Source organism: Streptomyces sp. NPDC007929, from assembly GCF_042959065.1.
Classification (GTDB): Bacteria; Actinomycetota; Actinomycetes; order Streptomycetales; family Streptomycetaceae; genus Streptomyces.
Window position 1 is genome coordinate 38816 of sequence record NZ_JBIBKD010000017.1, and the last position, 12244, is coordinate 51059.

At 72.8% G+C, this 12244-nt stretch carries 12 protein-coding genes; 7 read left to right on the plus strand and 5 right to left on the minus strand.

Annotated features, from left to right (window positions below; all coding sequences use genetic code 11):
• The first annotated feature begins 52 nt into the window (after positions 1–52).
• On the plus strand, positions 53–247 hold the full coding sequence (locus tag ACFZDE_RS36965) for a hypothetical protein (RefSeq protein ID WP_030843336.1): 195 nt from the start codon (positions 53–55) through the stop codon (positions 245–247).
• 52 nt (positions 248–299) lie between these two features.
• Positions 300–1982, plus strand: coding sequence for a hypothetical protein (locus ACFZDE_RS36970; protein WP_391211600.1), 1683 nt, complete (start codon positions 300–302; stop codon positions 1980–1982).
• Positions 1983–2187: 205 nt separating this feature from the next.
• Here the strand turns inward: ACFZDE_RS36970 and ACFZDE_RS36975 are convergent, their stop codons facing one another.
• On the minus strand, positions 2188–3687 hold the full coding sequence (locus tag ACFZDE_RS36975) for an aminotransferase class I/II-fold pyridoxal phosphate-dependent enzyme (protein WP_391211608.1): 1500 nt from the start codon (positions 3685–3687) through the stop codon (positions 2188–2190).
• A gap of 99 nt (positions 3688–3786) precedes the next feature.
• On the opposite strand from ACFZDE_RS36975, the gene ACFZDE_RS36980 reads away from it, so the two are divergent.
• The 4 genes from ACFZDE_RS36980 (at position 3787) to ACFZDE_RS36995 (ending at position 7242) form a co-directional block, all read left to right on the plus strand.
• Positions 3787–4440 carry a YitT family protein gene (locus ACFZDE_RS36980; protein WP_391211612.1) on the plus strand — a complete coding sequence of 218 codons (654 nt, stop codon included), beginning with the start codon at positions 3787–3789 and terminating at the stop codon, positions 4438–4440.
• Positions 4437–5204, plus strand: a complete 768-nt coding sequence (locus ACFZDE_RS36985; RefSeq protein ID WP_391211621.1) for a glycerophosphodiester phosphodiesterase family protein — start codon at positions 4437–4439, stop codon at positions 5202–5204. The genes ACFZDE_RS36980 and ACFZDE_RS36985 overlap by 4 nt, the downstream gene beginning before the upstream one ends.
• Positions 5205–5254: 50 nt before the next feature.
• Positions 5255–6601 carry an MFS transporter gene (locus tag ACFZDE_RS36990; protein ID WP_391211630.1) on the plus strand — a complete coding sequence of 449 codons (1347 nt, stop codon included), beginning with the start codon at positions 5255–5257 and terminating at the stop codon, positions 6599–6601.
• Positions 6602–6867: 266 nt separating this feature from the next.
• The gene (locus ACFZDE_RS36995; RefSeq protein WP_030247095.1) at positions 6868–7242 is read left to right on the plus strand and encodes an RNA polymerase-binding protein RbpA; all 375 of its coding nucleotides are present in this window, start codon (positions 6868–6870) and stop codon (positions 7240–7242) included.
• A 198-nt stretch (positions 7243–7440) separates the two neighbouring features.
• Here ACFZDE_RS36995 and fxsA read toward each other — a convergent pair whose 3' ends face one another.
• The 4 genes from fxsA to ACFZDE_RS37015 form a co-directional block, all read right to left on the minus strand.
• On the minus strand, positions 7441–8016 hold the full coding sequence (gene fxsA, locus ACFZDE_RS37000) for an FxsA family membrane protein (protein WP_391211643.1): 576 nt from the start codon (positions 8014–8016) through the stop codon (positions 7441–7443).
• Positions 8017–8098: 82 nt separating this feature from the next.
• Positions 8099–8899, minus strand: coding sequence for a glycosyltransferase (locus ACFZDE_RS37005; protein ID WP_391211649.1), 801 nt, complete (start codon positions 8897–8899; stop codon positions 8099–8101).
• Positions 8900–9435: 536 nt separating this feature from the next.
• Positions 9436–11037: an amidohydrolase family protein gene (locus tag ACFZDE_RS37010; RefSeq protein WP_391004976.1), complete on the minus strand. Its 1602-nt coding sequence runs from the start codon at positions 11035–11037 to the stop codon at positions 9436–9438.
• Between the two features lie 77 nt (positions 11038–11114).
• A complete protein-coding gene (locus ACFZDE_RS37015; protein WP_004002750.1) occupies positions 11115–11555 on the minus strand; it encodes an Lrp/AsnC family transcriptional regulator in 441 nt (146 codons plus the stop codon).
• A 203-nt stretch (positions 11556–11758) separates the two neighbouring features.
• Between ACFZDE_RS37015 and ACFZDE_RS37020 the strand changes: the two genes are divergently transcribed.
• Complete coding sequence (locus tag ACFZDE_RS37020) at positions 11759–12193, plus strand: hypothetical protein (protein WP_391211666.1); 435 nt, start codon at positions 11759–11761, stop codon at positions 12191–12193.
• Positions 12194–12244 lie beyond the last annotated feature (51 nt).

Below are 12244 nucleotides of genomic sequence, written 5' to 3' on the forward strand. Positions count from 1 at the left end.
GTGAGCCTGGAAGTACTCATGGTGACTGTCCCCGCGAACCAGGAGAACTCAAATGATCCTCTCCATCTCAGGCGTGGTCCTGCTCGGCATCGTCGTCTTCATCTTCTTCCGCAAGGACGGACTGAAGGCGTCGCATGCCGTGGTCGCCATGCTGTTCGGCTTCTATCTGGCGAGTACGGCCATCGCTCCGAGCATCAAGGCGGGCGGCGAGAGCCTGGCGAGCCTCCTCGGCGGAATCAAGTTCTGACGACCCCGTCCCCCGTACGCATCCCGCCCGTACGCACTCACTGGAGGCAGTAGTGGCCCGGCGCCCCCTCCCCCGCATTCTGAGCAACGGCAGCGCGCAGCTCGCCCGGAGCCGGGAGCTGGCCCGGACGGCCGCCGACAGCGCCACGGACGTCCTCCACCCGCTGATCACGATCACGCGGGGTCTGCGCCGGCTGGCAGCGGCCGGGCGGCGCAGATGGGCCGAGACCCCCAAGGAGAGACGGGGGGCGCTGCTGTTCCTGGTGGCCTCCGTGATCCTGGTCGTGGCACTGGTGCCGTACGGACCGCTGCTCGCCGCCATCACCCTGATGGCGGCGGCGGCCTGGCAGGGCCGGGACCGCTCTCCGGCGGCGCCCGACGGGCCCGACGAGTCGCAGACCCAGCGGCTGAAGTCGCTGTACGAGGCGCTCGTGCCGTACTTCTCCGCCGCCGACGACCCCGAGCCGCTGTACTCCCACGGCGGCGCGTGGGACAAGGCCTTCCCCACCTACGCCTTCGACGGCGGGGGCCGGATCTCGCAGCTGGTGGTCCGCTACCCGGCGTATTTCACCGACGGCGAGCCCGAGGCCCGCAACCGGATCGAGCACCTCCTCGCGGCCAAGTCGGGCCGGGGCCGCGAATACCACTTCACGTGGGACGAGGAGGGCAACCAGTTGACGGTCGGCGTGCTCCTGCCGCTGCCCGTCGACATCGCCGCCCAGCGTTTCGTCACCACCCCCGGCGAGACGGTCCTCGGTTTCACCGACCCCACCCGGGTCCAGCGCACCCTCCCCGTCACCCTCGGGGAGAAGCAGCGGGACGTGCCGCCGGTCGTCTGGCGCACGGGCCTGCGCTCCACCGAGCCGCATCTGCTCGCGCTCGGCCAGCCGGGCAGCGGCACCTCCACCCTGCTGCGGTCCATCGCCCTGCAGGCCCTGCCCCACGGCGACGTGGTGATCGTCGACGGCGGGGGCACCGGCGAGTACGCCTGCCTGACCGGCCGGGACGGCGTCCTGGCCGTGGAGGCGGGGCTGGCCGGGGTCACGGCCAGTCTGGAGTGGGTGGCGACGGAGACGGAGCGCCGCTTGATCGCCGCCAACCGGGCCCACCAGGCGGGCGACCCGCCGCCCGACGACACCAAGCGCCCGCTGTGGGTGCTCCTCGACCGCCCGACGGCGTTCACTCACCTGGCCACGGCGGAGGGCCGCAAGGACCCGCAGTCCCTCCTCCAGGTCCCCCTGCGGCACGGCCGCCCGGCGAACGTGACGGTGGTCGTGGCCGACCAGCTGGACGGTTTCGACGCCCTCGGCGAGCCGGTGCGCCAGCACACCCGCGCCCGCGTGGTCCTGGGCCCCGCGACGGCGGAGCAGCTCGAGTCGGTCCTGGGCGCGCCACCGCACACCACGCCGATCGACGAACTCCCGCCCGGCCGCGGGTACGCCCGGCTGGGCAACGGCCCGGTGCACCGCCTCCAGGTCCCCGCCACCCCGAACCCCTATGACGACGCCACACCCGACGCCCTGTGCGAGGCGGTCCTGGACCTTCTCCCGCCGCGTACGACCCCCGCGGACGGGGAGACGATCCCGGAGCAGGACCAGCCGGAGAGCGAGCCGGAGCCGGTGGCGGCGGACGGGGAACCGGAGGCGTCGGAAGCGCGGCCGGTGGCGACTCCCGACCTGGCCAAGGAGCCCGCGCCGGACCCGGACCCGGTCCCGGTGCTGACCAAGGAGACGTAGCCACGCGCGTCGAGGCCTCCGGCGGGCACCACGCAGGCACGCACGACAAGGCCTCCGGCGGGCACCACGCAGGCACGCACGACAAGGCCTCCGGCGGGCACCACGCAGGCACGCACGACATGGCAGTCGGCGGGCACCACGCAGGCTTACGGCAAGGCCGCCGGCGGGCGCACGCCCGGCCCGGCGGCGGCCCACCCGTCGCCCCTCAGGCCACGAACGTGCGCGGCGCCTCCGCGTTCCCCACCGCGCCGCTCTCCACCAGTCCCGCCGCCGCGGCCAGCCGCACGGCCGCCTCCTCGGCCACGGCCCCGCCGACGGTGAACGGCAGCCGCACATACCCCTCGAAGGCGCCGTCCACCCCGAACCGCGGCCCGGACGGCACCCGCACCCCCACGCGCTCCCCCGCCTCGGCCAACCGGGAGCCGGACAGGCCTCCCGTGCGCACCCAGAGCGTCAGCCCGCCCCGGGGCACCTCGAACTCCCACGTCGGCAGCTCCCGCCGCACCGCGCTCACCAGCTCGTCCCGGTTCGCCCGCGCCTGCGCCCGCCGTACCTCCAGGGCCTGCTCCCAGCCCCCGGTGCCGAACAGCCAGTTCACCGCCAGCTGCTCCAGGACCGGGGTACCGAGGTCGGCGTAGGCCCGGGCGGCGACCAGACTGCGGATCACATCGGGGGCGGCCCGCACCCACCCGATCCGCATCCCGGCCCAGAACGCCTTGCTCGCCGAGCCCACCGTGATCACCGTCGATCCGGCAGGGTCGAACGCGCACACCGGCCGCGGCATCCGCACGTCGGGGTCGAGCCACAGCTCGCTCATCGTCTCGTCGGCGATCAGCACCGTCCCCGCGGACCGCGCGGCGTCCACCAGCCGTCGCCGCTGGTCCTCGTCGGCGAGCGCCCCGGTCGGGTTGTGGAAGTCGGCGACGACGTAGGCGATACGGGGCGCGGCGTCCCGCAGGACCTGCCGCCAGCGGTCCATGTCCCAGCCGGTGAGCCCCTCGGCCATGGCGACGGGCACGAGCCGGGCCCCGGCCTCGCGCATCAGCTGGAGGATGTTGGCGTAGGAGGGCGACTCGACCGCGATGCGCTCGCCGCGCCCGGCGAAGAGATGGCAGATGGCGTCGATCGCGCCCATCGCGCCGGTCGTCACCATGATCTGCTCGGGCATGGTCGGGATGCCGCGCGCGGTGTACCGCTCGGCGATCATCGCGCGCAGGGCCGGCAGCCCGGCGGGGTAGTCGCCGTGCGTGTGCGCGTAGGGCGGCAGTTCCTCCAGCGCGCCCTGGACGGCCCGGGTGAGCCAGGGCTCGGGGGCCGGGAGGGCCGCGCAGCCGAGGTCGATCAGGGAGCCGAGGGCCTCCGGCGGCAGGGGCTCGAGACCGCGCGCGGGGAGCGGGTTCCCGGCCGGGACGGCGGTCCAACTGCCCGCGCCCCGACGGGACTCCAGGAACCCCTCACCGCGCAGCGCCTCATAGGCGGCGGCCACCGTCGTACGGCTGACGGAAAGGGAGAGGGCGAGTTCGCGTTCGGCGGGCAGGCGGGCGGCCACCGGGACCCGGCCCTCGAGCACCAGCAGCCGGATGCCGTCGGCGAGGGCGCGGTAGGCCGGCGGCCGGCGCGAGCCGGGCCCCGCCGGGCGGTCCTGCTGGGAGCTGAGCAGCCGGGCGAGCTGTGCCGCACCCACGGCCGAGGTCCACTCCGCCATCGAAATCAGTCCACCTTCCCCGGATTGGCCATGGATGGCCTTTCCATCCAAGCCACATGGTGGCATGCATCAGTCCACTACCACCACAGGGGGCACATCATGTCCACGCGGGGGCAACTCGCCCGGCGGCTCTTCCAGCTCTATGCCGGTCTCGCGCTCTACGGCGCCAGCTCGGCGCTGCTCGTGCGGTCGGGGCTCGGACTGGAGCCGTGGAACGTGCTGCACCAGGGGCTCTCCGAGCGCACCGGGCTGTCGATCGGTGTGGTGCTGACCCTGGTGGGCGCCGCGGTGCTGCTCGCGTGGATCCCGCTGCGCCAGCGGCCGGGCCTGGGCACGATCTCCAACGTGCTGGTCATCGGCATGGCGATGGACGCGACGCTGGCCCTGGTGCCCGACGCGCACGGCGCCGCGCCGCGCGTCGCGCTGATGGTGTCCGGGATCGTCCTGAACGGCGCGGCGACCGGTCTGTACATCGCGGCCCGCTTCGGACCGGGCCCGCGCGACGGTCTCATGACCGGACTGCACCAGCTCACGGGCGTTTCGATCCGGCTGGTCCGCACCGGCATCGAGCTCACCGTCGTGGCGACGGGCTTCGCCCTCGGCGGCACGGTCGGGATCGGCACACTCCTGTACGCCCTGGCGATCGGCCCCCTCGCCCAGGTGTTCCTGCGGGTGTTCGCCGTTCCGTCGGCATCCGGCGGCGGGACGGCCGTTGCCACCGGGCAACCCCGAGGGGCGATACTGCGTTCGTGACCCCGCGGATACGCCACCCCTACCTCGACCATCCCGGCCCGATCGCCTTCGCCCACCGGGGCGGGGCCGCCGATGGCCTGGAGAACACGGTGCGGCAGTTCCGCCGCGCCGTCGAGGCCGGGTACCGGTACATCGAGACGGACGTCCACACGACCAGGGACGGCGAGCTCGTCGCCTTCCACGACGTGACCCTGGACCGGGTGACGGACGGCGCGGGCCGGATCGCCGACCTGCCGTGGCAGGAGGTCCGGCAGGCGCGGGTGGCGGGCGGGGAGCCGCTCCCCCTCTTCGTGGAACTCCTGGAGACGTTCCCCGACGTGCGCTGGAACGTGGACGTCAAGGCGGAGGCCGCCCTGCTGCCCTTCCTCGACCTGGTCGGGCGGACGGACTCCTGGGACCGGATCTGCCTGGGCTCGTTCTCGGAGGCGCGGGTGGTGCGCGCCCAGCGGCTGGCCGGTCCCCGCCTGGCGACGTCGTACGGCACCCGGGGCGTGCTCAATCTGCGGCTGCGCTCCTGGGGGGTACCGGCCGCGGTGCGCCGCTCGGCGGTCGCCGCCCAGGTCCCCGAGTTCCAGTCGGGCGTCCAGGTCGTGGACCGGCGCTTCCTGGCCGCGGCGCACGCGCGCGGGCTCCAGGTGCACGTGTGGACGGTCAACGATCCCGAGGGCATGCACCGGCTGCTCGACCTGGGCGTGGATGGCATCATGACCGATCACATCGACACGTTGCGCAAGGTCATGGAGGACCGCGGCGTCTGGGTCTGAGACCCCGGGCCCGTCCCCGCCGCGCGATCACGGGGAAGCGAGGGGCGCGGGTGGGCAACGACACCGTGCGGACACCACCGTCCGACGGGGCGGCGGAGCGCAGGAGCGAGCAGCGCGGCTGGTACTTCTACGACTGGGCGTGCTCCGTCTATTCGACGAGCGTGCTCACCGTGTTCCTGGGCCCCTATCTGACGTCGGTGGCCAAGGCCGCGGCCGACGCCGAGGGGTACGTCCACCCTCTCGGCATCCCGGTGCGGGCCGGGTCGTTCTTCGCGTACTCGGTGTCCCTGTCGGTGATCGTGGCCGTGCTGGTGATGCCCCTGGTGGGCGCCGCCGCCGACCGCACCGGCCGCAAGAAGCCGCTGCTCGCGGCCGCCGCCTACACCGGGGCCACGGCCACGGCGGCCCTGTTCTTCCTGGACGGCGACCGCTATCTGCTGGGCGGTGCGCTCCTGGTCGTGGCGAACGCCGCGCAGTCCGTGGCGATGATGCTCTACAACTCCTATCTGCCGCAGATCGCCCCGCCCGAGGAACGGGACGCGGTCTCCTCGCGCGGCTGGGCCTTCGGTTACGCGGCGGGCTCGCTGGTCCTCGTCGCCAACCTGGTCCTCTACACCGGGCACGAGAGCTTCGGCCTGTCCGAGAGCGCGGCGGTCCGCATCTGTCTGGCGTCGGCCGGTCTGTGGTGGGGCGCGTTCGCCCTGGTTCCGCTGCGGCGGCTGCGCGATCGAAAGACGGAGGGGCGAGAGGCGGCCGTGCCGGGCTTCCGGCAGCTCGCGGCGACCGTACGCGACATGCGCCGCCACCCGCTGACGCTCGGCTTCCTGCTCGCCTACCTCGTCTACAACGACGGCGTCCAGACGGTGATCTCCCAGGCCTCGGTCTACGGCTCCGAGGAACTGGGTCTTGAGCAGTCCACCCTCATCGGCGCCGTGCTGCTGGTGCAGGTGCTGGCGGTGGCGGGCGCGCTGGCCATGGGCCGGCTGGCCCGGGTGTACGGGGCCAAGCGCACGATCCTCGGCTCGCTGGTGGCGTGGACGGTGACGCTGGCGGCCGGGTACTTCCTGCCGGCCGGTGCGCCGGTGTGGTTCTTCGTCCTGGCCGCCGGGATCGGCCTGGTCCTCGGCGGCAGCCAGGCGCTGTCGCGGTCCCTGTTCTCCCATCTGATCCCGCCGGGCCGGGAGGCCGAATACTTCTCGGCGTACGAGATGAGCGACCGCGGTATGAGCTGGCTCGGGCCGTTGCTGTTCGGGCTCACCTACCAGCTGACCGGGAGCTACCGGGACGCGATCATCTCGCTGGTGCTCTTCTTCGTGCTCGGCTTCGCCCTGCTCGCGCGGGTTCCGGTGCGGCGTGCGATCGCCGAAGCGGGGAATCCGGTTCCTGACAGGATTTAGCACTCGGAGCGAAAGGGCTGTAGTGTACGCGTTTGGCCTGCCAGGCGGACCGTTACTGCGCGTCAAAGATGCCGAAACGCTAGGTTATATCTGCTATCAGATGTGACAAACCGGGCGCTGGTGGGTACAACAAGGGCGGCTACGACGGCGACGCATGACCCGGAACGGGACTCGGAACGGGAATCTTTACCGCCGACCGGACGTTGACCGGATGACGACGACAGCGACACCTGTCCTGTGGGCGACAAGCCCGGGAGGCACGATTCATGAGTGAGCGAGCTCTTCGCGGCACGCGCCTCGTGGTGACCAGCTACGAGACGGACCGCGGCATCGACCTGGCCCCGCGCCAGGCCGTGGAGTACGCATGCGAGAAGGGGCACCGCTTCGAGATGCCCTTCTCGGTCGAGGCGGAGATCCCGCCGGAGTGGGAGTGCAAGGTCTGTGGGGCCCAGGCACTCCTCGTGGACGGCGATGTCCCTGAGGAAAAGAAGGGCAAGCCCGCGCGTACGCATTGGGACATGCTGATGGAGCGGCGCACCCGTGAGGAACTCGAAGAGGTCCTCGAGGAGCGCCTGGCGGTTCTGCGCTCCGGTGCGATGAACATCGCTGTTCATCCCCGAGACAGCCGCAAGTCGGCATAGCCCTCACGGGCCTGGCCGAAGTAACAGCGCATCAGAAGACCGCGGGCGCCGTACGAGAAGTACGGCGCCCGCGGTCTTCGGCGTGCCCGGGGCGCGGCGTGCCCGGGGCCCGGCGTGGCTCGAATGCCGGGGCGGCTCGTGTGCCGGGGCGGCTCGGGCCGGGGCGGCTCAGTGGGTCGACTCGTGTGCCGGGGCGGCTCAGTGGGTCAGCGGCGGGCGCGGCGGCTGCGGGGTGTCCCGCGGCTCGTCCCTGATGACCTCGCCCTGGACGACCTTGCCGTCGGGCTGGTGCATACGGGCCTGCTGGAAGGCGTCGCCCAGGGTGCCCGGGCGGGCTTCCCGGAGCTTGCGCTCGAAGGTGCGCTCCGCCGAGCGGCTCACGAACTTCTGGACCGGCGGCAGCAGCAGGAGCAGACCCACCGCGTCCGAGGCCAGGCCGGGGATCATCAGGAGCAGTCCGCCCAGCATCATCAGGCCGTTGCCCTCGCTGCCGGGCCGGGCCGCTTCCGGCATCACTCCGCTCTGCTGCTGTTGCAGCGCCTCGGAGAGCTTGCGGAAGGCCCGCCGGCCGGCCCGCTTGATGACGACCGAGCCGGCCACCAGACCCGCCAGCAGGACGAGGAAGACCACCAGCACGCTGGTCGCCCCCGCGACCAGTGTGAGCAGCCAGATCTCCAGCACGAGCCACGCCGCGACGCCGAGCGGCAGGAACGTACGCAGCCGGGAGCGCTTGGGCCGGGCAGGGGGCAGCGGGGTCTGAGCGCCTGTCGTCATGCGTCCAGTGTGCCTGGCCCCGGCTCAGCACGGGATAAGGCCGCCATCAGCTGTTCCTGTGAAAATCCGGTCCGGCCGCAGGTTACGGCTTCGAGGGCCTGCCGCGCCCCGTGACCTTGCCGACCCGCTCCCCCACGCCCCACGCCGTGACGCGCCACAGCGCCTCGACGAGGATGTCGCGGCTCATCTTGGAGTCGCCGAGCTCGCGCTCCACGAAGGTGATGGGCACCTCGATCACGTGGTAGCCGGCCTTGACCGCGCGGCGGGCGAGATCGACCTGGAAGCAGTACCCCTGGGAGGCCACCTCGTCGAGGCCGAGCCCCTGGAGGGTCTCGCGGCGGAAGGCACGGTAGCCGCCGGTGATGTCACGCAGCGGCAGGTCGAGGGCCAGCCGGGAGTAGAGGCTGCCGCCCCGGGAGATCACCTCGCGGGACTTCGGCCAGTTCACCACCCGGCCGCCGGGCACCCAGCGCGAGCCCAGCACCAAGTCGGCGCTTTTCAGGGCGGTGAGCAGCCGCGGCAGTTCCTCGGGCTGGTGGGAGCCGTCGGCGTCCATCTCGATCAGCACGCCGTAGTCGCGCTCCAGGCCCCAGTGGAAGCCCGCGAGGTAGGCGGCTCCGAGGCCCTCCTTGCCCTTGCGGTGCAGCACGTGGACGTGGTCGTCCTCGACCGTCAGCTCGTCGGCCAGCTTGCCCGTGCCGTCCGGGCTGTTGTCGTCGGCCACGAGCACGTGCGCCTCGGGGACGGCCTTGCGTACCCGGCCGACGATGCTCTTGATGTTCTCGGCCTCGTTGTAGGTCGGGATGATCACCAAGGCTGTGCCGAGCGGGCCGAACTTCCTCACCCGGTCTCCTGCCGCGAGGGTTCCGTCGCCGTCGTTCACTACTGCCCCTTCATGTCCATACGCAGAGGTCCACCATAGTGGGCCCGGCCTGCGCCGACGTGACAGGACGTTCGAATCGCGGTGCGGCAAAGGGCGAGACGCAAGTGAGAGACGCGCCTCCGTGGGCGCGGGTGCGGCGGATGGGGGCCCGGCGCCCTTCGGGCCGACCTGGGATCCGCTGGCTGCGGATCGACCGAAAGCCGTTGTCTACTGAGCGCGCGGGCCCCACCCGGGTCACACCTCCCCGACCGTCCGGAACGTTCCCTCGGCGCTGCGCCGGCCTGAGCCTGGCTCCCAGTGGCGGTGCCCCGGTGCGGCACACCGTCCCTGACCCGGCGGCGCCGCGGCGAGTGCTCGGACGTTCCCCGGTCGGGCGTCCGGCGGTGGACCCGGCCGAACCTACCGGCCTCCTGCGGCCGCCTGTCAACAGCCGTTTGACCTGCGCGTTCAGCGGCAAAGCCCTGGTCAGAGCCGAGGATGCGCAGGTCGCGCGCCGGGGGCGTGGCGCACGGATTCCTGCGCGCCACCCCCGTAGATCACTCGCCCGGCCGTACGAAGACCGTGCGTCCGCCCACCACGGTGCGCAGACAGACGGGCAGGTCGCGGCCCGGAGTGAGGTCGGGCAGGCCCGGGGTTCCGGAGCGGGGATCCGTCGACCAGCGGGCGACGCGGTCGTCCGGGGCCTGGACGACGAGTTCGCCGGTGCGCCAGACGGCGTAGTCGGCGGGGGCGCCCGGCACCAGAACGCCCGCGTCGTCCCGCCCGACGGCCCGCCAGCCGCCCCGCGTGTGCGCCGTGAACGCGGCGCGCACGGAGACGCGGTGCTCCGGTGTGCGGTGGAAGGCGGCGGCCCGGACGGTGCCCCACGGGTCGAGCGGGGTGACCGGGCTGTCGGAGCCGAAGGCGAGCGGGACACCGGCGCGCAGCAGGGCCGCGAAGGGGTTGAGAGCCCGCGCCCGCTCCGTTCCGAGCCGCTGGGCGTACATGCCGTCCTCGCCGCCCCACAGGGCGTCGAAGGCGGGCTGCACGGAGGCGGTGAGGCCGAGTTCGGCGAACGCGGCGACGCTTTCCGGGGTGAGCATCTCGGCGTGCTCGACGCGGTGCCGGGCAGCCCGGATCCGGCCGAGCCCGAGCTTCTCGGCGGCGGCGCGCACACCCTCCACCACGGCGTCCACGGCCGCGTCGCCGATGGCGTGGAAACCGGCCTGCAGGCCCGCCTCGGTGCACGCCACGACGTGCGCCGCGACCGCGTCGGCGTCCAGGTAGGCGATGCCGGTGTCCCCGGCGTCGGCGTAGGGCTGGTGCAGACAGGCCGTGTGCGAGCCGAGGGCGCCGTCGACGAACAGGTCCCCGGCGGCGCCCACGGCGCCCAGCTCCCGCGCCTTGGCGACGTCCTGCTCTGCCCAGTAGCCGACGACGCGCGGACCGTGTTCCGCCGCGGCGAGGCGCAGCAGGCCGGTGAAGTCGTCCTCGGAGGAGATCTCCGGCCCGGCGCACTCGTGGAGGGTGCCGATCCCCAGCGAGACGGCGTGCGCGAGCGCGGCGCGCTGCGCCTCGGTGCGCTGCCGCGGCGTCACGGCGGCGAACGCGGCGGCCCGCACGGCGTGATGGGCGTCGGCGGTGAGCGGGCCGTCCGTACGGGTGACGTCGGGGACCGCGTCGAGCAGGGCGGTGCTCACGACCGCCGAGTGGACGTCGATCCGGCTGAGGTAGAGGGGCCGGTGCCCGGCGGCCTCGTCGAGCTCGGCCCGCGTCGGCGGCCTGCCACCGGGCCAGCGGGCGGCGTCCCAGCCGTGCCCGAGCAGCACCCGGTCGTCGGGGCGGACGGCGGCGAAGTCCCGGACGAGGGCGAGGGCGGCCTCCAGCGTGGGGGCGCCGGAGAGGTCGAGTCCGGTCAGGGCCAACCCCGTGGCCGTCGTGTGCACATGCGCATCGGTGAACGCCGGGGTGACCAGCGCCCCGTCCAGGTCGACCACCTGATCGACCCCGTCCGCGAAGGCGTCGGCGGCTCCCTCGGACCCCACCCAGGCGATCTGTCCCCGCTCCACGACCATCGCGGTGGCGAAGGGGTCGGCGGGGCTGTGGACCTCTCCACGGCGCAGCAGGACGGTCTCGGGCGGGGCGGTGGGCTCACTCATGGAGCACAGTCTCACAGGGGCTGGGACGCCTCCTGAATCAGGGGCGCGGTGAACGCGGGAACAGCCCCCCCCTGCGTTCAGATCCGCGGCGGCCGGGCCTCATACGGCGTGGACAGCACCACCGTCGTCCGTGTGGACACCCCGGCCAGGGAGCGCAGTCGGGCCAGCAGCTCCTCCAGCTCGTGGGGTGTGGCCACCCGCACCTTGAGGATGTAGTTCTCGTCGCCCGCGACGCTGTGGCAGGCCTCGATCTCGGGCACGCCGGCCAACCGGTCGGCGATGTCGTCGGGCGCGCTGGGGTCGAACGGCTTCACCGAGATGAAGGCGGTCATGGGCAGCCCCACCGCCTCGGGGTCGACGACCGCCGCATAGCCGCGGATCACACCGCGCTGCTCCAGCCGCCGCACCCGCTGGTGCACGGCCGAGGTGGACAACCCCGTGGCCTTGCCCAGGTCGGTGTAGCTCATCCGCCCGTCCTTGACGAGCAGCTGCACGATCTGTCGGTCCAGCTCCTCCATGGCGCAAGAACCTACAGTGCGGTTGATCTCCTCGGATACCTGAGGAGCCCAGGAGGGCATCTGCGCCGGGCATGTGACGAACGCCACAGGCCTCGAACGGTCTCCGTGATGTTCTCGTGATTACCGCCCAGGGGGGACGGGAAGTGCTTGCTGTGGCCGAGGCCGCAGTGCCTGTGACGGCCCAGTCCGAGGGGGAGAACCCAATGCAGAGTCTTAAGCGCCCTGGTCGCACCGCACCCAAGCGGCAGCAGCTCGTCGTCGAGCCCGAGCCGGAGGGCGTCGAACCCGACGCCTTCGACGACGAACTCGACGCCTACGACACGTTCGAGATGTTCCGGGTCGTCTGCCCGGACTGCGCGCAGCCCATCGCCCTGCTGGCGGACGAGGAGGTTCTGCCGGAGCACGCGATGTGCGCCTCGCCGTGGAACCCCTTCGGACTCACCGTCTGCGCCGGAACCGGGCGCAGCGCCTCGGACGCCCGCCCCGCGGACGAGTCCGTGAAGCCCCAGGAGCAGGACACCGCACTGCTGTTGACGCTCCCTCAGGGGCTGGACTGGCGGACCCAGCCGTTCTCGCACGTCGGCGGTCCGGGCTCACGCCCCATCAGGGTCCCCGTCATGCGCGGCCAGGCGGCCTGAGCACGGGCTGTTCCCGCCCGTCCGCTCCACTCCCGTAGCTGCCCCGCACCA

Bases quoted from the DNA above. Each gene is read 5' to 3' on its own strand.
- ACFZDE_RS36980 (WP_391211612.1), top strand. From the start codon at position 3,787: ATGTCCACGCGGGGGCAACTCGCCCGGCGGCTCTTCCAGCTCTATGCC.
- ACFZDE_RS37015 (WP_004002750.1), bottom strand. From the start codon at position 11,555: ATGGAGGAGCTGGACCGACAGATCGTGCAGCTGCTCGTCAAGGACGGG.
- ACFZDE_RS37010 (WP_391004976.1), bottom strand. From the start codon at position 11,037: ATGAGTGAGCCCACCGCCCCGCCCGAGACCGTCCTGCTGCGCCGTGGA.
- ACFZDE_RS36965 (WP_030843336.1), top strand. From the start codon at position 53: ATGATCCTCTCCATCTCAGGCGTGGTCCTGCTCGGCATCGTCGTCTTC.
- ACFZDE_RS36975 (WP_391211608.1), bottom strand. From the start codon at position 3,687: ATGGCGGAGTGGACCTCGGCCGTGGGTGCGGCACAGCTCGCCCGGCTG.
- fxsA (WP_391211643.1), bottom strand. From the start codon at position 8,016: ATGACGACAGGCGCTCAGACCCCGCTGCCCCCTGCCCGGCCCAAGCGC.
- ACFZDE_RS36995 (WP_030247095.1), top strand. From the start codon at position 6,868: ATGAGTGAGCGAGCTCTTCGCGGCACGCGCCTCGTGGTGACCAGCTAC.
- ACFZDE_RS37020 (WP_391211666.1), top strand. From the start codon at position 11,759: ATGCAGAGTCTTAAGCGCCCTGGTCGCACCGCACCCAAGCGGCAGCAG.